Genomic DNA, 16466 nt, shown 5'->3' with positions numbered 1-16466 from the left:
TCGGTTCACCCCTGGCCATACCCGGTCGAAACCGATCACGCACCGCCGGACGGCCCGCCGGTGCCGGGCGCGGCGCCGACGGGGCCCGGAGTCGCGGGGCTACGAGCCGAGGATCTCCGCGAGGTCGTACCGCACCGGTTCCTCCAGCTGGGCGTAGGTGCAGCTCTCCGGCGTGCGGTCCGGACGCCAGCGGCGGAAGCGGGCCGTGTGACGGAAGCGGGCGCCGTTCTCCATGTGGTCGTACGCCACCTCGGCGACCCGCTCGGGTCGCAGCGGCACCCAGGACAGGTCCTTCTTGCCCGACCAGCGGCTCGGCGCGCCGGGCAGCCGCGCCGACTCGTGGGCGGACTCCTCGGCCCAGGCCGCCCACGGATGCGCGGAGACGTCGTCCATGCGCAGCGGCTCCAGCTCCTCGATCAGCTCGGCCCGCCGCTTCATCGGGAACGCGGCCGAGACGCCCACGTGCTGGAGGGCGCCCCGGTCGTCGTACAGGCCCAGCAGCAGCGAGCCGACCACCGGGCCGCTCTTGTGCAGGCGGTAGCCCGCCACCACGACGTCGGCGGTCCGCTCGTGCTTGACCTTGAACATGGCCCGCTCGTCCTGGCGGTAGCGCAGGGTCAGCGGCTTGGCGATCACTCCGTCGAGGCCGGCCCCCTCGTACTGCTCGAACCACCGCCGGGCCACCGCCACGTCCCTCGTCGCGGGCGCCAGGTGGACCGGCGGGGTGACTCCGGCCAGCGCCGTGGCCAGCAGCGCCCGGCGGTCGGTCAGCGGAACGTCCAGCAGGGACTCGTCGGCCAGCGCCAGCAGGTCGAACGCGACGAACGAGGCGGGCGTCCGCTCCGCGAGGGTGCGCACCCGGGAGTCCGCCGGATGGATCCGCTCGGTCAGCGCGTCGAAGTCCAGCCTGCCCTCCCGCGCGATCACGATCTCCCCGTCCAGCACGCACCGCTCGGGCACCCGCTCCGCCAGCGCCGCGACCAGCTCGGGAAAGTACCTGGTCAGCGGTTTTCCGGTGCGGCTGCCCAGCTCCACCTCGGCGCCGTCACGGAACACGATCGCGCGGAAGCCGTCCCACTTCGCCTCGTACTGCATGTCCGGCGGGATCGCCGCCACCGACTTGGCGAGCATCGGCTTCACGGGTGGCATCACCGGCAGATCCATGCCACGACTCTACGAGCGGACCTCGCGCCGCGCGCGCCGGCTTCCACGGTCCCGAGCCGGCCGTGCCGCGGGCGCGGACGGTGCGCCGGCGCCGACGGCACCCGGTGTCGTGGCCCCGGCCCGAGGCCGGCCCGGCCGGGTGCAACCGATGTGCGCGGGACGGGTGGTGGGCCTACGGTGGCCGCATGGGCGAAGCGGTGGAACTGGAGGTGGCCGGCCGGACCGTACGGCTGTCCAGCCCGGACAAGGTGTTCTTCCCCGAGCGCGGTTTCACCAAGCTGGACGTCGCCCGCTACTACGCGGCCGTCGCCCCCGGCATCCTGCGCGCCCTGCGCGACCGCCCCACCACCCTGCAGCGCTACCCGGACGGCGTCGAGGGCGAGTGGTTCTACCAGAAGCGCGCGCCCAAGGGCATGCCCGACTGGATCCCCACCGCCCACATCACCTTCCCCAGCGGCCGCAGCGCCGACGAGATGTGCCCCACCGAGGAGGCCGCCGTGGTGTGGGCCGCCCAGTACGGCACCCTCACCTTCCACCCCTGGCCGGTGCGCCGCGCCGACGTGGACAGCCCCGACGAACTGCGCGTCGACCTCGACCCGCAGCCCGGCACCGACTTCGCCGACGCCGTCCGCGCCGCCCACGAACTGCGCTCCGTCCTCGACGAGTTCGGCGGACTGCGCGGGTGGCCCAAGACCTCCGGCGGCCGGGGACTGCACGTCTTCGTGCCCATCGAACCGCGCTGGACCTTCACCCAGGTACGGCGCGCGGCGATCGCCCTGGGCCGCGAGCTGGAACGCCGGATGCCGGACCGGGTGACGATCAAGTGGTGGAAGGAGGAGCGCGGCGCCCGCATCTTCGTCGACTACAACCAGACCGCCCGCGACCGCACCATCGCTTCCGCCTACTCCCTGCGGCCCCGCCCCGACGCCCCGGTCTCCGCGCCGCTGCGCTGGGGCGAGGTGGACGACGTGCGGCCGGACGACTTCGACCTCGTCACCATGCCGGCCCGCTTCGCCGAAGTCGGCGACGTGCACGCCGACATGGACGACCACGCCTACTCCCTCGACGCGCTGCTCGAACTCGCCCGCCGCGACGAGCACGACCACGGCCTCGGCGACCTGCCCTACCCGCCCGAGTACCCGAAGATGCCGGGCGAGCCCAAGCGCGTCCAGCCGAGCCGCGCCCGGCCCGAACAGCCCTCCTGACGAGGGGAGTCGGCGCGGGCCGCCGGTCTCCCCGCGGCCTGCCCGGCCCCGGCGACGCCGCCCGTCCGGGGCTATGCTGATCGTCAGCCGCCGACGAGGAGGGCCGAGGTGTCCGAGGCAGTGTCGCGCCCCACGCTGGAGGCCGTGGCCGCACGGGCCGGGGTCTCCCGGGCCACCGCGTCACGGGTGGTCAACGGCGGCGACGGGGTCCGCGAACCCCTCGTCGAGAGGGTCCGCAGGGCGGTCGAGGAACTCGGCTACGTCCCCAACCAGGCGGCCCGCAGCCTGGTCACCCGGCGGCACGACGCGATCGCCGTGGTCATCGCCGAACCCGAGACCCGGATCTTCACCGACCCCTTCTTCGCCCTCCAACTGCGGGGCATCAGCAAGGAGCTGACCGCCCACGACAACCAGCTCGTGCTGCTGCTCACCGAGGGCCGCGACGACCACGCGCGCGTGGCCCGCTACCTCACCGGCGGGCACGTCGACGGCGCGCTCGTCTTCTCCCTGCACCTCGACGACCCGCTGCCCGGCCTGATCGACGGCTCCGGAGTCCCCGTCGTGTTCGGCGGCCGGCCCGGCTGGAGCGACGGCGGCGACCGCGCCGTGTACGTGGACTGCGACAACCGGGGCGGCGCCCGGGACGCCGTACGCCATCTCGCCGGCCTCGGCCGGACCCGGATCGCCCACATCACCGGGCCCCTGGACCAGACGTCGGCCGCCGACCGCCTTCAGGGCTACCGGGACGTCATGGACGCGCTCGGCGAGTCCGATCCGCAGCTGGTCGTGGCGAGCGACTTCACCCCGGCCGGCGGCGAGCGCGCCACGGGCGAACTCCTCGACCGCCGCCCCGACGTCGACGCCGTGTTCGCGGCCAACGACCTCACCGCGCTCGGCGTGCTGCGCGTGCTGCGCGAGCGCGGCCGCCGGGTGCCCGAGGACGTGGCCGTGATCGGCTTCGACGACGTGCTGCCCGTCACCGAGCGGAGCGAGCCGTCGCTGACGACGGTCCGTCAGGACATAGAGGAGATGGGGCGCTTGATGGCCCGCCTCCTGCTGACCTCGCTCAACCGCACCGCCCCCGGGACGGACCCGCCGTCCAGCGTCATCCTGCCCACGACCCTGGTACGGCGCGCCACCGCCTAGAGCGACCTGCCCCGGACCGCCCTAGGGCCGGTCTGACCATTCCCGTCTGCCGTGCGACGCCATGCACGCTCCCCCACTGCCTGAAGGGCGTGGGAGGTGCCCCCACTCGCCGCACCGGGCGCAGACCCGAGTACGTCCAGTACGCGGGTCCACGCCCGGCACACCGAGAGCACGCACCTGACGCCGCCCGGCCGCCCTCCGGGCGACGACGGGAATGGTCAGACAGGCCCTGGCCTCAGCCCCGCGGCTCGCTCCTGATCACCGCGAACCGGGCGCCGTACGGGTCGGCCAGCTTCGCCATCCGGCCCACACCCTCCAGCGTGGTCGCCGGCATCCGCACCTTGCCACCGGTCTGCTGCGCCTTCTCCACCACCGCGTCCGGGTCCTCGACCTCGAAGTACGGCAGCCAGTACGCGCCGGCCTGCGCCTCGGCCGGGTCCTCGGCGAGCGGAACCATCCCGCCGAACACCGAGTCGTCGTCACCGCCGGCCGGGTTGACACAGGTGTAGGTGCCGCCGGGGAACGGTACTCCGGAGGTCTCCAGACCCAGCACCTTGCGGTAGAACGCGGCGGCCGCCGCGATGTCCGGGGTGTACAGCTCGACCCAGCACAGCGAACCCGGATCGCTCGCCGCCTCCACGCCCTTGGTCGTGCCGGGCTGCCAGATGCCGAAGGTCACGCCCGCCTGGTCGGAGAGGACCGCCAGACGGCCCCGGTCCATCACGTCCATCGGCTGGGCCAGGACGCTTCCGTGCGCCTGCTCGGCGGCCTTGGCGGTGGCCTGCGCGTCCTCGCTCCTGAAGTACACGTTCCAGCTCGGCGGCCCCTGTTCGGGGGTGGTCTGCATGCCGCCGGCGACGGTCCGGCCGTTCAGCCGGAAGAAGCCGTAACCGCCGGTGTCCGGTCCCGCCGACTGGAACTGCCAGCCGAAGAGGCCGTTGTAGAAGGAGACGGCGCCGTCGATCTCGGGGGTGCCGAGGTCGATCCAGTTGGGAGCGCCGTCGACGAAACGGGTGGTGAGCATCATCGCCCTCTCGGAAGGGGTCCGTGCGTTGCAGAGCCGAGTCTTCCACCGCCCACTGACAATCGCTGCCGGAGCACGCCCACCGAAACTCCGTTACCGTGGGTCACCGGGCGTCCGCGCCGAGTTTTCGTTCCGCTCCGCGCGCCGCCGTGCGCGGGCGTGGTGCGGTCGCGCATGATCGAGGCTGCCGAGCTCCGTCGCGGGCCCGTTGAGCGGGCGTTGATCGAACGTTTTTCGCCGCACGGCACGATCCTGGCCATGCACTTCGACATCACGATCCCGTCCCGCACGCCCGTCCCGGTCTGGCACGCGCAGGCGCTGTGCGCGCAGACCGGAGCGGACTTCTTCTTCCCCGAGCCCGGCAGCTCGGTACGCGAGGCGAAGCGCATCTGCGGTATGTGCGAGATGCGTTCGGCCTGCCTGGAGTACGCGCTCGACAACGACGAACGGTTCGGCGTCTGGGGCGGCCTGTCCGAGAAGGAACGGCTCGAACTGCGACGCGCCGCCCGCTGATCCGCGTCCGGCCCGGAAAACCCGGTGGGATTCCTCCGCCGCGCCCGGATAGGCTCCGGGCACGCGGCCGGACGTAGCGCAGAGGCAGGCGCACCGCCTTGCCAAGGCGGGCACGCCGGTTCGAATCCGGTCGTCCGGATCGCGCGCCGAGGTCCTGTAGAGCAGAGGCAGACTCGCCGTCATGGCATGACGGATACGCCGGTTCGAATCCGGCCGGGACCACGAGCGGCGGACACGGGGCGGAGCGGATGGACGAGGCGGTCACCGAGGCGGAACTGACGGCTTTCCACGAGGTGGTGGGAAAGCTGCGGGCGCTGCCCGTCGACGACCCGGTGCGGCTGCGCGCCGAACAGGTCGCCGCCTCCTTCGCCCGCGACGGACGGCTGCGCCGCCGCAAGGACCGCTCCACCGAACTGTCCTCGGCGGACGCCGCGGTGATGGCCGCGACCGCCACCGGGGCCCTGGACCGCCGCGAGGACGCGCCGCTGGCGGTGACCGGCGCCGGGGGCGTCTTCCGCAAGGCTCGCACCTGTTACGTCTGCAAGTCGCCCTATCGACAGGTCGACGGCTTCTATCACCGGCTCTGCCCGGACTGCGCCGCCGACAACACCGCCCGCCGCGCCCTGCGCGCCGACCTGAACGGCCGCCGGGTGCTGCTCACCGGCGGCCGGGTGAAGATCGGCTTCCAGCTGGCCCTGATGATGCTGCGCGACGGCGCCGAGGTCCAGGTCACCTCCCGCTTCCCGCACGACACCGCGCGCCGCTTCGACGCCGCCCCCGGCAGCGCCGCCTGGCGCGACCGGCTCACCGTGCTCGCCGTCGACCTGCGCGACCCGCGTCAGGTGCTCGGCCTGTGCGAGGAGTTGCGGCGGGAGGGCGCCCCGCTGGACATCCTCGTCAACAACGCGGCCCAGACGGTGCGCAGACCGCCCGAGGCCTACGCGCTGCTGGCCTCCGGCGAGCGGGACGCGCTGCCGCCGGGCGCCCGGCCCGCCCCCGGGTTCGCGCCGCTGCGCGGGCCGGCGGACGCGGCGTTCCTGCCCGCCGCGCTGCGGGAGGCGGACGAGGCCGGGCTGCTGCCCGACCCGTCGCCGGAGAACTCCTGGTCCGCCCGGCTCGGCGACCTCGACCCCGCCGAGGTCCTGGAGGCCCAGCTGGTCAACGCGGTCGCCCCGGCCTTGCTCTGCGACCGGCTGCTGCCGCTGCTGCTGGCCTCGCCCCACCCGCGCCGGTACGTGGTCAACGTGACCGCGGTCGAGGGCCGGTTCGCCGTCCGCAACAAGACGGCCGGCCATCCGCACACCAACATGGCCAAGGCCGCGCTCAACATGCTCACCCGCACCAGCGCCGCCGAACTCGCCGACCGGGGCGTCCACATGTGCGCCGTCGACACCGGCTGGATCACCGACGAGAACCCGGCGCCCAAGAAGGCCCGGGTGGCAGACGCGGGCTTCCGCACCCCCCTCGACGTCGTCGACGGCGCGGCCCGCGTCTACGACCCGATCGTGCGCGGCGAGGCCGGCGATCCGGTGTCCGGGGTGTTCCTGAAGGACTACCGGGAGGCGGCGTGGTGAGCGAGGAGCGGGTGTTCGCCGGAGTGCCGCGCGTCCTGCCGCGTCCGGCCGCCGAACTCGCTCCGCCGCTGGACTGGTTGCGGGCCGGGCGGCCGGCGGGGGAGCGGGCCCCGTACGGCCGCCCGGCCCGGCTCTCCGTCGCCGGCAACGGCAGCGGTCCGGTGGCCGCCGCCCGCGTGGCGACGGCCACGGCCGGCGTCACCCTGCTCGACCACGGAGCGTGCGCCGGACGCCGCCGCCCGGGAAGTGACCCGGGCTGCCGGACACCAGGCCCACGGCGGGTGCGTGCCCCGAGGACTCTCGTGGTCCCGCGTGCGCTGACGATACGATCCGGCGCAAGGGCGGGGTCGTAGCGCAGAGGCAGGCGCGCTGGTCTCCAGAACCGGAACACGCCGGTTCGAATCCGGCCGCCCCGCCCCCTCACCGACGGGCCGGGCCGAAAGGCCGGTCCGCCCGCGCGGGTTCAGGCTCCGGCGCGGGCCGCCATCCGTGCCTTGCGCGCGGCCAGCTTCTCGTCGAACTTCAGGGCCTCCGCGTCCAGCCCGCCCATGAACAGGCCGAGTTCCTCCTGCGCCCGCAGGCCGTCAGGACCGAGACCGTCGATCTGCAGGACCTTCAGGTGGCGCAGCACCGGCTGGATCACGTCGTCGTGGTGGATGCGCAGGTTGTAGACCTCGCCGATGGCCATCTGGGCGGCGGCCCGCTCGAAGCCGGGGATGCCGTGTCCCGGCATCCGGAAGTTGACCACGACGTCCCGCACCGCCTGCATGGTCAGGTCGGGGGCGATCTCGAAGGCCGCCTTGAGCAGGTTGCGGTAGAAGACCATGTGCAGGTTCTCGTCGGTGGCGATCCGGGCCAGCATGCGGTCGCAGACCGGGTCGCCGGACTGGTGGCCGGTATTGCGGTGCGAGATGCGGGTCGCCAGTTCCTGGAAGGCGACGTAGGCGACCGAGTGCAGCATCGAGTGCGCGTTGTCGGACTCGAAGCCCTCGCTCATGTGGGACATCCTGAACTGCTCCAGTTGGTCCGGGTCCACGGCGCGGGAGGCGAGCAGGTAGTCCCGCATCACGATGCCGTGCCGGCCCTCCTCCGCGGTCCAGCGGTGCACCCAGGTGCCCCAGGCGCCGTCCCGGCCGAACAGCGAGGCGATCTCGTGGTGGTAGCTGGGCAGGTTGTCCTCGGTGAGCAGGTTCACCACCAGGGCGATCCGGCCGATCTCGGTGACCTTTGACTGCTCCTTGCCCCACGCCTCGCCGTCCTCGAAGAAGCCGGGGAAGTTACGGGCGTCGGACCACGGCACGTACTCGTGCGGCATCCAGTCCTTGGCGACCGTCAGGTGGCGGTTGAGTTCGTTCTCGACCACTTCCTCCAAGGCGTACAGCAGTCGCGCGTCGGTCCATGCGGACGAGCTGCCGAGAGGGGGGGAAGTGATCGTCACGAGAACTCCAGGGGGACGCCGGACAAGAGCGGATGAAGGGGAGTGATCCGGCGAGCGGTGCCGGAAACCTACGTGATCGTAGGCTACGAATCCGTAGGTTACGAAGCCGTAGGTTAAGCGCGCTGTAAAGAGCGCTGATCAGGTGCTGCGCCCAGGGCGAATCGGGACATGCCAAACAACCCGGGACCCGCAGGTCCCGGAACTGGGGGAGTGAGACGATCACCCGCTCAGACGTACAACTCCCGCAGCCGCACCGAGAGGCACGTCACACAGCCCTCGAGTTTCTCGAACTCCGAGATGTCCACCGTCACCACGTCGTGGCCGAGGTCGGTCAGCAGGTCCGCCGTCTTCGGCGCGCTCGCCGACATCAGCAACTTGCCGCCGCCGAGCAGCACCACGTGCGCGCCGGCCTCCTCGGGCACCGCGAGGAAACCCGGGAACAGCGACGGCCGGTCCACGTTCGGGATGTGTCCGAGGATCGTTCCGTCGGGAAGCGCGGTCACCGCCGACTTCAGGTGCAGCACCTTGCTCACCGGCACCGCGACGACCCGGGCGCCCAGCGGCTCGAAGACCGCCCGCAACTGCTGCACCCCGGCCGCGTTGGTCCGGCCGCCCCGGCCGACGTAGAGCGTGTCGCCGGCCTTGAGGACGTCGCCGCCCTCCAGCGTGCCGGGCTCCCAGATCCAGTTGACCGAGCAGCCGAGCCGGGCCACCGCCTCCTCCACCCCGGCGGTCTCCGCGCGCCGGGACTCGGCGCCGGGCCGGGTGATCAGCGCCACGTTCCGGTACATGACGACCGTGTCCTCGACGAAGACCGAGTCCGGGCAGTCGTCCTCCGGCTCGACCTCGACGGTCTCCCAGCCGTGCGCGCGCAACGCCTCCGCGTACGTCTCCCATTGGTCCACGGCGAGCTCGACGTCGACCTTCTCCCGCTCGATGTGCGTCACCAGACCTTCGGCGAGGCGCGGGCTGGGACGGCGGATGAGGGCCTTCTTGCTGGGCACGACGGGTCTCCGGGGTCGGCGGCTGGGTCCGGCGCCCCGATTCGGCGACACCGGACGGCCATCATGCAGTGCGGGTCCGTGCGGACATAACCCCTGGTGTCAGGCTGTGCCCCTCCTGAGACTCGCCACCTCCTCCGGTGTGGTGTCCGTCAGCTCCCCGTCCGCCATCAGCAGCCAGCGGGTGATCCCGGCCGACTCCAGGAAGGGCAGATCGTGACTGGCCACGATCAGGGCGCCCTGGTAGGACTCCAGGGCCGAGGTGAGCTGCCGCACGCTCGCCATGTCCAGGTTGTTCGTCGGCTCGTCGAGCATCAGCAGCTGCGGGGCCGGTTCGGCCAGCAGCAGCGCCGCGAGCGCCGCCCGGAAGCGTTCGCCGCCGGAGAGCGTGGCCGCCCGCTGGTCGGCGCGCGAGCCCCGGAACAGGAAGCGGGCCAGCCGGGCCCGGACCTGGTTGTTGGTCGCGCCCGGCGCGAACCGGGCCACGTTCTCGGCCACGGTCAGCTCCCCGTCGAGGACGTCCAGCCGCTGCGGCAGGAAGCGCAGCGGCACGTGCGCGTGCGCCTCGCCCGCGACCGGTTCCAGCTCGCCCGCGATCGTGCGCAGAAGCGTCGTCTTGCCCGCGCCGTTGCGCCCGACCAGCGCGATCCGCTCGGGCCCGCGCAGATCGAGGATTCCCCGCGCCCGCGAGCCGTGCGCGAGTTCCAGCTTCTCCAGCGTCAGCACGTTCCGGCCCGGAGGTACGGCCGTGTGCGGCAGGTCGACGCGGATCTCGTCGTCCTCCCGTACCGCCTCCACCGCCTCGTCGAGCCGTTCCCTGGCCTCGCTGAGCCGCTCCTCGTGCATGATGCGGTGCTTGCCCGCGGACTCCTGCGCCGCCCGCCTGCGCGCCCCCATGACGATCTTCGGCTCGCGTTTCTGCTCGTACATCTTCTGCCCGTACCGCTTGCGGCGGGCCAGTTTGACCTGGGCGTCGGACAGTTCGCGCTTCTGCTTGCGGACATCGGCCTCCGCGACCCGCACCATGCGTTCGGCCGCCTCCTGTTCGACGGCAAGGGCCTCCTCGTACGCGGAGAAGTTGCCGCCGTACCAGGTGATCTCCCCGGCTCGCAGGTCGGCGATATGGTCGACCAGGTCCAGGAGTTCACGGTCGTGGCTGACGACCATCAGCAGACCCGGCCAGGACGCGACGGCCGCGTACAGGCGCTTGCGGGCGTACAGGTCGAGGTTGTTGGTGGGCTCGTCCAGCAGCAGGACGTCGGGCCGGTCCAGGAGCAGCGCGGCCAGCCGCAGCAGCACCGACTCGCCGCCGGAGACCTCGCCGACGGTCCGGTCCAGCCCGATGTGGCCGAGCCCCAGTTCGCCGAGGGTGACCAGGGCGCGCTCCTCGACGTCCCAGTCGTCGCCGAGCGTCTCGAAGTGCGCCTCGGAGGCGTCGCCTGCCTCGATGGCGTGCAGCGCGGCCCGACGGGCGGCGATGCCGAGCGCCTCCTCGACCCGCAGCGCGGTGTCGAGGGTGACGTTCTGCGGGAGGTGGCCGACCTCGCCGGCCACCTTCACGGTGCCGCCGGACGGGGTGAGCTCACCGGCGACGAGCTTGAGCAGGGTGGACTTGCCCGATCCGTTGACGCCGACGAGACCGGTCCGGCCGGGACCCACGGCGAGGTCCAGACCGTCCAGGACGGACGTGCCGTCGGGCCAGGAGAAGGAGAGGGACGTACAGGTGACGGATGCAGACATGGGCGCCTCGCGGTTGCTTGCGGTGTCGGGGACAGACGTGTGTCGAGACACCGCGGGACAGCAGCCGGGGGCAGAGGGGAGATGCCTGTGCCGGAGGACGGCTCGCACGCCGAGGTCGAACGCCACGGACACACCTCACGGGTGTGGCGCGGTGTCTCGAATCCCTCAGACGAGCAACGTCCTACTCCTATCGGCGGCAACAGAACCGTCGTCCAAGCTAGGAGGCCGCCGACGGGGTGTCAACGCAATTGACGGACGGCGCTCCGGCTCCATCTGCGTGTCGGACTCCTGCCGGCCTCGGAGGCGCCGCGGAGGGGTGAGTCGTCCGCATGACGGACCTGAGCACCTTCGGCTTGACCCGGACCGCGCGGTGGAGGCGGTCGCGCGCATCGCCGCCGCCGTGCGGGTGCCGGTGAGCGCCGACATCGAGAGCGGTTTCGCCGAGGAACCGGCCGGAGCCGCCGACACCGTCCGCGCGGTGCTCGCGGCGGGCGCCGTCGGCGTCAACGTCGAGGACGCGCGGTACGACGGCGCGGGAAACGGCTCGCCGCGACCGGCCGCCGAGCGGGCCGAGCGGATCGCGGCCGCGTCGACGGGCCGCTCAACGTCCTGGCCGGTCCCGGCGCGCCGGTCGAGGCCGCGTACGCGACGGTCTGCCGCTCCGCGCGGGAGCTGCTGGAGGAGGGGACCTACGGAGGCCTCGCGGACGGGCTCGGCTACGGCGAACTCAACGCGCTGCTGGGACGGTAGGACCCGGTCAGCAGGCGTCCCGCATCAGTTCGGCCAGGTCGTGGTCCAGGTCCAGCCGGAGGTGTTCGAGGTCGGCGGGGACCAGGTCGCCGGTCGCCTCCAGGAACCGCCGGATCTCGCCCGTGCGCACATGCACGACGGCGGTGCCCTCGGGGGCGTGGAACTCCAGCACGGTCCGGTCGTAGCCGTACGGCCGGACCCGCACGTCGCCCTCGCCCTCCGGGGCGTCGAGCCCGGCGGTGAGCAGCTCGCGGGAGAACGTCCAGCAGACGTCGACGCCCTCCAGGGTGGCCGGGGCGGGGAAGGTCATCCGGACGGCGAAGGGGTCCTCGCTGTCGTAGCACAGGCTGGCGGGGATGCTCGGCATCCGCGGCGAAGCGGCGACCAGACGGGCCTCTACGGGCTGCTCGATGACAGTGGACAAGGCCTTGCTCCCTAGCGACGGCTGGACGAATTTCCCGGGCGTGTGCGACCTGGCACTGGGAGAGACGACGGAAGCGCCCGATCCGTGCACGCGAGGGGCGAGTGACCTCGGTCACCGGGCCCGTTCACACCCGGTGCTTCACCGGGCGGCGGCGGCCGGGCCCTCTGGACGGCACCGGGCCGGTGGGCTAACTTCCCGCGCCATGAGGCGCTTGGGGAGCACGCGACGGTCAGGGCGGGCGGGACGGACGAGCCGGACGGTGACGGCGGGAGTGGCGTGCGCGGCGGCGCTGGCCGCGCTGACCGCGGGTTCCGCGCACGCGGCCGTGCCGGCACCGCACTGGGCGCTCAAGAACACCGGCACGCCGGACGTGCGGTTCCGCGGCCTGGCCGCCGTCGACCGCCACACCGCGTGGCTGGCCGGAACGGCCGGCACCGTGCTGCGCACCGGCGACGGCGGCACCACCTGGCACGACGTCTCGCCGCCGGGCGCGGGCGACCTCCAGTTCCGGGACGTCGAGGCGTTCGACGCGCGCAGCGCGGTGGTGCTGGCGATCGGCGAGGGCGAGGCGTCCCGCGTCTACCGCACCGACGACGGCGGGGCGACCTGGACCGAGTCCTTCCGCAACACCGACCCGGCCGCGTTCTACGACTGCATGACCTTCTTCGACCGCAGGCACGGCCTGGCCATGAGCGACCCGGTGGACGGGAGGTTCCGGATCCTGTCCACCGCTGACGGCGGCCGCTCCTGGCGGGTGCTGCCCCGCACGGGCATGCCGGCCGCCCTGGACGGCGAGGCGGGGTTCGCCGCCGGCGGCCAGTGCCTGGTCGCCTCGGGGCCGAAGGACGCGTGGCTGGCCACCGGCGGCGGCGCGCACGCGCGCGTGCTGCACACCACCGACCGCGGGCTGACCTGGACCGCCGCGGAGACGCCCGTCCCGGCCGGCGACCCGGCCAAGGGCGTGTTCGCGCTCGCCTTCCGCGACCGCGCCCACGGCCTCGCGGTCGGCGGCGACTACCGCCCCGACCAGACCTCCCCGCGGGCCGCGGCGGTCACCCGGGACGGCGGCCGGACCTGGCGCTCCGCGCCGACCGCGCCGCCCGCCTACCGTTCCGGCGTCGCCTGGCTCCCGCACAGCCGCACCGCCGCCCTCGCCGTCGGCCCCACCGGCACCGACCTGACCACCGACGGCGGCCGCACCTGGCGGACCGTCGACACCGGTTCGTACGACACCGTCGACTGCACCCCCGACCTGAGCTGCTGGGCCGCCGGAGCAGGGGCGGGCGGCACGTCTGGAGCGCTGACGGACGGGTACCCGGTGGCGGCCACCCACCCGAGGACACGGAAAGGAGCGGCCATGCCACGCGGATCCAGCCCCAAGCGGGAACGCCAGTACGAGCACATCAAGGAGAGCGCGCTCGACCGGGGCGAGAACGAGGAGCGCGCCGAGGAGATCGCCGCGCGCACCGTCAACAAGGAACGCGCCCGCGCCGGCGAGTCCGCCACGGCGAGCCGCACGTCCCTCAAGGACATGTCCTCGGGCCGGCGCGGCGGCAAGCGGTCGCACAGCGGTGCGGCGGGCCCGACCTACGACCAGCTCTACGAGGAGGCCAGGCGCCGCGGTATCGACGGCCGCTCCGACATGAACAAGGCACAGCTGCAACGCGCCCTGGACGACCGGAAGAGCTGACCGCCCCGGCACCGCACGCGCGCGTGCCCGCGCCGTACGCTCGTGCTCACCATGACGACCGTACGCGTACCCGCGGGCTGGCCCGCGACCGAGGAAGCGGCGCTGGCCGTGCAGGACGGACTGCGCGGACGGGTGGTCCTCGACGAGCCGGGGCCGCCGCCCGGCACCGGCCGTGTCACCGGCGTCGACGTCGCCTACGACGACGAACGGGACCTGGTCGCGGCGGCCGCCGTCGTGCTGGACGCGGCGACCCTGGAACCCGTCGCCGAGGCGACCGCCGTCGGGCAGGTCTCCTTCCCGTACGTGCCCGGCCTGCTCGCCTTCCGCGAGATCCCCACCGTACGGGCCGCGCTGGAGGCCCTGCCGTGCCCGCCGGGCCTGGTCGTCTGCGACGGCTACGGCCTGGCCCATCCGCGCCGGTTCGGCCTCGCCAGCCATCTCGGTGTCCTCACCGGCCTGCCCACCGTCGGCGTCGCCAAGAACCCGTTCACCTTCGTCCACGACGAGCCGGGCGCCCCGCGCGGCAGCCACACGCCGCTCCTCGCCGGCGCCGAGGAAGTCGGCCGCGCGCTGCGCACCCGGGACGGCGTCAAGCCGGTCTTCGTCTCCGTCGGCCACCGGGTGAGCCTGGACAACGCGATGGCGCACACACTGGCGCTCACCCCGCGGTACCGCCTGCCGGAGACCACCCGCCGGGCGGACGCGCTGTGCCGCGCGGCGCTGCGCGAGGCCCTGGCCTGAGCATCCGTACCCAGTGCGCGGACCGGGTACGGATACGGATGCGGCCGTCCGTGGCCCGGCGGCAGGCCGGCCCGCATGACCACACACCGCGCGCCCGAGGTCCCGTCCGACGCCGCCCCGCCCGTCGCGCGCGCAGTCAGCGTGGCACTGGTCCTCGCCGCGGTGGCCCACCTCGCCTGGATCGCGGGCATGCTCCGCACGCTCCTGTCCTGGCAGTCCTGACCTACGAGGGACCTGTCCGGCCCCACTTCGAGGCCGGTGACGGCCCGCCCGCACAGCGGGGGTTCCTTCTTACTCACCTCTCACCGAGACCGGTCGGTCCCGTCCCGGCACCGAGACCGGTCGGTCCCGTCCCGTCACGGTGGCCGGTTCGTCGCGCCGGTCACGGTGGCCGGCCCGTTCCGCCCGTCACGGCGGTTGGTCCGTCCCTCCCGTCACGGTGGCCGGACCGCCCCGCCCGTCGGCGCGGGTCCGGCCTGCCCGCCGCCGACCGGGGCGGCGGGTCCGTCCCGCCCGACCCGACCCGTCGGCCGGACCCGTGCCGCCGCCCGTCGGCCGGACCTGTGCCGCCGGTACGCGCGCCGCCGGTACGCGCGCCGTGCCGTGGCCCGGCGCGCGGGGCGGGTTGCGGCGCGGCCAAGCGGATCGCGGGGGCGGTCGCACCGGGCCCTGGCTGTACTGACCCGCGGCGTCGTGGCCCCAGCGTGCCGCACCGCCCCCTAGCGGGTCGCGGCCACCCGGAAGCCGATCCCGGCCCCGCGCAGCCGTTCGATCAGCGCGTCGCCCATCGCCTGGGCCGTCGTCACCTGGCCGGCCGTCTGCGGCAGGTCGTCGAAGGCGAGGGACAGCGCGGCCTCGGCGAACATCTTCGCCGTCTCGCCGTAGCCGGGATCGCCGCCCGAGACCTCCGTGTAGACCCGCCGTCCGCCGCCCTCGCCGACGAACCGGACCCGGAACCAGCTGCGGGCGCGCTTCTCCTCGCTCGGCCCCTCGCCGGGCCTGAGCCGGTCCGAGAGCCAGCGCCGGGCGGGCGGCAGCTGGGCCGCCGCGGCCACCGCGCCGACCGCCGTGATCCCGCCGAGCGCCATCGGGAGGCGCCTGACGGCCGCGTAGTGGCGGTAGCGGAAGTCCGGGCCGTAGCGCTCCAGCGCCCTGGCCGAACGGCGCACGATCTGGGCGTCGATGGTGGGCAGCGGCAGCGCCCACGCGCCGATCTCGCCGGCGAAGCGCGGCGCTCCGGCGGGCGCGGACGCCCGGCGGTTCATCAGCCGGGGCTCGTGCCGGGCGCGGTCCCGGGCCGCGGCGATCATCTGCCGGGGGCGGGCGAACTGGTCGAGGACGGAGGCGAAGGTGCCGCCGGAGAAGGTCGCGTCGGCGGTCACGAAGCCGTCCACGGTCAGCGGCACGCCCTCGGGCAGCTCACGGACCGTGAAGTAGGCGCCCAGGTCGTGCGGGACCGAGTCGAAGCCGCACGCGTGCACAAGCCGCGCCCCGGTCTCCCGCGCGCGTGCGTCGTGCCGCACGTACGTCAGGTCGACGAACTCGGGCTCCCCGCACAGGTCCAGGTAGTCGGCGCCGGTGTCCGCGCAGGCCGCGACGAGATCCTCGCCGTACCGGCCGTACGGGCCGACCGTCGTGGCGACCACGCGCGCGTGCTCGGCGAGGGCGCGGACGGTGGCGGGCTCGGCGACGTCGGCGCGCAGCAGTCCGACGTCGGTGCCGGCCGGCAGCCGCTCGCGCAGGGACTCCAGCCTGCGCTCGTCCCGGGCCGCGATCGCCCAGCGCAGCCCCTGGGGCGCGTGGGCGGCGAGGTAGCCGGCGGTGAGTTCACCGACGAAGCCGGTGGCCCCGAAGAGCACGATGTCGTAGGGACGGTCCGTCATCTTCAGCCTGCTCATGACACCTCTCGGTCGTGCAACCCGTGCCGTTGTCGGTGGCTGAGGCTAGCGTGAGGAGTGCGCACGCACCCCCACCGGGTATCTTGACTAAGCGCTTGCTCGTTCACCCTTGTGTCCGGTGGAACGTGTTCCTAGCATCGTCGGTGTTACATCAGTGG

At 73.6% G+C, this 16466-nt stretch carries 14 protein-coding genes, 3 tRNA genes and 2 pseudogenes; 12 read left to right on the top strand and 7 right to left on the bottom strand.

The features are described from left to right. Positions 1–99: 99 nt before the first annotated feature. Positions 100–1164 carry an ATP-dependent DNA ligase gene (locus tag ACIRQ9_RS35390; protein ID WP_404183152.1) on the bottom strand — a complete coding sequence of 355 codons (1065 nt, stop codon included), beginning with the start codon at positions 1162–1164 and terminating at the stop codon, positions 100–102. 185 nt (positions 1165–1349) lie between these two features. On the opposite strand from ACIRQ9_RS35390, the gene ligD reads away from it, so the two are divergent. Both ligD and ACIRQ9_RS35380 read left to right on the top strand, forming a co-directional pair. Beyond that, complete coding sequence (gene ligD / locus ACIRQ9_RS35385; RefSeq protein WP_404183149.1) at positions 1350–2369, top strand: non-homologous end-joining DNA ligase; 1020 nt, start codon at positions 1350–1352, stop codon at positions 2367–2369. A gap of 108 nt (positions 2370–2477) precedes the next feature. Further along, the gene (locus tag ACIRQ9_RS35380) at positions 2478–3515 is read left to right on the top strand and encodes a LacI family DNA-binding transcriptional regulator (RefSeq protein ID WP_404183146.1); all 1038 of its coding nucleotides are present in this window, start codon (positions 2478–2480) and stop codon (positions 3513–3515) included. A 235-nt stretch (positions 3516–3750) separates the two neighbouring features. Here the strand turns inward: ACIRQ9_RS35380 and ACIRQ9_RS35375 are convergent, their stop codons facing one another. Next, positions 3751–4539, bottom strand: a complete 789-nt coding sequence (locus ACIRQ9_RS35375; RefSeq protein WP_404183208.1) for a VOC family protein — start codon at positions 4537–4539, stop codon at positions 3751–3753. Positions 4540–4797: 258 nt separating this feature from the next. On the opposite strand from ACIRQ9_RS35375, the gene ACIRQ9_RS35370 reads away from it, so the two are divergent. From ACIRQ9_RS35370 to ACIRQ9_RS35350, 5 genes are all read left to right on the top strand, one after another. Next, positions 4798–5052: a WhiB family transcriptional regulator gene (locus tag ACIRQ9_RS35370; protein ID WP_404183143.1), complete on the top strand. Its 255-nt coding sequence runs from the start codon at positions 4798–4800 to the stop codon at positions 5050–5052. Positions 5053–5119: 67 nt separating this feature from the next. Continuing rightward, positions 5120–5191: transfer RNA gene (locus ACIRQ9_RS35365), tRNA-Gly, on the top strand. Positions 5192–5202: 11 nt separating this feature from the next. Then, positions 5203–5274, top strand: a tRNA-Ala gene (locus ACIRQ9_RS35360). A 26-nt stretch (positions 5275–5300) separates the two neighbouring features. Continuing rightward, positions 5301–6626 carry an SDR family NAD(P)-dependent oxidoreductase gene (locus ACIRQ9_RS35355; protein WP_404183140.1) on the top strand — a complete coding sequence of 442 codons (1326 nt, stop codon included), beginning with the start codon at positions 5301–5303 and terminating at the stop codon, positions 6624–6626. 341 nt (positions 6627–6967) lie between these two features. Next, positions 6968–7043: transfer RNA gene (locus tag ACIRQ9_RS35350), tRNA-Trp, on the top strand. A 46-nt stretch (positions 7044–7089) separates the two neighbouring features. Here ACIRQ9_RS35350 and ACIRQ9_RS35345 read toward each other — a convergent pair. From ACIRQ9_RS35345 to ACIRQ9_RS35335, 3 genes are all read right to left on the bottom strand, one after another. Beyond that, positions 7090–8064 (bottom strand): acyl-ACP desaturase, encoded by a 975-nt coding sequence (locus ACIRQ9_RS35345; RefSeq protein WP_404183137.1) that lies wholly within the window; start codon positions 8062–8064, stop codon positions 7090–7092. A gap of 227 nt (positions 8065–8291) precedes the next feature. After that, positions 8292–9068 (bottom strand): dimethylargininase, encoded by a 777-nt coding sequence (gene ddaH / locus ACIRQ9_RS35340; protein WP_404183134.1) that lies wholly within the window; start codon positions 9066–9068, stop codon positions 8292–8294. A gap of 99 nt (positions 9069–9167) precedes the next feature. After that, positions 9168–10805 (bottom strand): ABC-F family ATP-binding cassette domain-containing protein, encoded by a 1638-nt coding sequence (locus tag ACIRQ9_RS35335; protein WP_404183131.1) that lies wholly within the window; start codon positions 10803–10805, stop codon positions 9168–9170. Here ACIRQ9_RS35335 and ACIRQ9_RS35330 point away from each other — a divergent pair. Then, a pseudogene (locus tag ACIRQ9_RS35330) lies at positions 10804–11343 on the top strand (isocitrate lyase/phosphoenolpyruvate mutase family protein); the annotation flags it as partial. The gene ACIRQ9_RS35335 and the pseudogene ACIRQ9_RS35330 overlap by 2 nt on opposite strands. Positions 11344–11562: 219 nt before the next feature. Here ACIRQ9_RS35330 and ACIRQ9_RS35325 read toward each other — a convergent pair. Next, the gene (locus ACIRQ9_RS35325; RefSeq protein WP_404183128.1) at positions 11563–11979 is read right to left on the bottom strand and encodes an SsgA family sporulation/cell division regulator; all 417 of its coding nucleotides are present in this window, start codon (positions 11977–11979) and stop codon (positions 11563–11565) included. A gap of 202 nt (positions 11980–12181) precedes the next feature. Here ACIRQ9_RS35325 and ACIRQ9_RS35320 point away from each other — a divergent pair. The 4 genes and pseudogenes from ACIRQ9_RS35320 to mmpA all read left to right on the top strand — a co-directional run bounded on the left by ACIRQ9_RS35320 (position 12182) and on the right by mmpA (position 14632). Then, positions 12182–13283 (top strand): annotated as a pseudogene (locus tag ACIRQ9_RS35320) (WD40/YVTN/BNR-like repeat-containing protein). Between the two features lie 53 nt (positions 13284–13336). Further along, positions 13337–13669, top strand: a complete 333-nt coding sequence (locus ACIRQ9_RS35315) for a plasmid stabilization protein (RefSeq protein ID WP_404183125.1) — start codon at positions 13337–13339, stop codon at positions 13667–13669. A 51-nt stretch (positions 13670–13720) separates the two neighbouring features. Next, positions 13721–14410: an endonuclease V gene (locus ACIRQ9_RS35310; protein WP_404183122.1), complete on the top strand. Its 690-nt coding sequence runs from the start codon at positions 13721–13723 to the stop codon at positions 14408–14410. A gap of 75 nt (positions 14411–14485) precedes the next feature. After that, a complete protein-coding gene (gene mmpA / locus ACIRQ9_RS35305; protein ID WP_404183119.1) occupies positions 14486–14632 on the top strand; it encodes a morphogenic membrane protein MmpA in 147 nt (48 codons plus the stop codon). A gap of 497 nt (positions 14633–15129) precedes the next feature. On the opposite strand, the gene ACIRQ9_RS35300 is transcribed toward mmpA, so the two are convergent. Continuing rightward, positions 15130–16308 carry a saccharopine dehydrogenase family protein gene (locus tag ACIRQ9_RS35300; protein WP_404183116.1) on the bottom strand — a complete coding sequence of 393 codons (1179 nt, stop codon included), beginning with the start codon at positions 16306–16308 and terminating at the stop codon, positions 15130–15132. Positions 16309–16466: the final 158 nt, after the last annotated feature.

The sequence above is a fragment of the Streptomyces sp. NPDC101237 genome (assembly GCF_044767465.1).
GTDB lineage: Bacteria > Actinomycetota > Actinomycetes > Streptomycetales > Streptomycetaceae > Streptomyces > Streptomyces gramineus.
This window is presented reverse-complemented; position numbering and strand designations above follow the sequence as displayed.

Bases quoted from the DNA above. Each gene is read 5' to 3' on its own strand.
- ACIRQ9_RS35355 (WP_404183140.1), top strand. From the start codon at position 5,301: ATGGACGAGGCGGTCACCGAGGCGGAACTGACGGCTTTCCACGAGGTG.
- ACIRQ9_RS35370 (WP_404183143.1), top strand. From the start codon at position 4,798: ATGCACTTCGACATCACGATCCCGTCCCGCACGCCCGTCCCGGTCTGG.
- ACIRQ9_RS35335 (WP_404183131.1), bottom strand. From the start codon at position 10,805: ATGTCTGCATCCGTCACCTGTACGTCCCTCTCCTTCTCCTGGCCCGAC.
- ligD (WP_404183149.1), top strand. From the start codon at position 1,350: ATGGGCGAAGCGGTGGAACTGGAGGTGGCCGGCCGGACCGTACGGCTG.
- ACIRQ9_RS35375 (WP_404183208.1), bottom strand. From the start codon at position 4,539: ATGCTCACCACCCGTTTCGTCGACGGCGCTCCCAACTGGATCGACCTC.
- ACIRQ9_RS35310 (WP_404183122.1), top strand. From the start codon at position 13,721: ATGACGACCGTACGCGTACCCGCGGGCTGGCCCGCGACCGAGGAAGCG.
- ACIRQ9_RS35300 (WP_404183116.1), bottom strand. From the start codon at position 16,308: ATGAGCAGGCTGAAGATGACGGACCGTCCCTACGACATCGTGCTCTTC.
- mmpA (WP_404183119.1), top strand. From the start codon at position 14,486: ATGACCACACACCGCGCGCCCGAGGTCCCGTCCGACGCCGCCCCGCCC.
- ACIRQ9_RS35315 (WP_404183125.1), top strand. From the start codon at position 13,337: ATGCCACGCGGATCCAGCCCCAAGCGGGAACGCCAGTACGAGCACATC.
- ACIRQ9_RS35390 (WP_404183152.1), bottom strand. From the start codon at position 1,164: ATGGATCTGCCGGTGATGCCACCCGTGAAGCCGATGCTCGCCAAGTCG.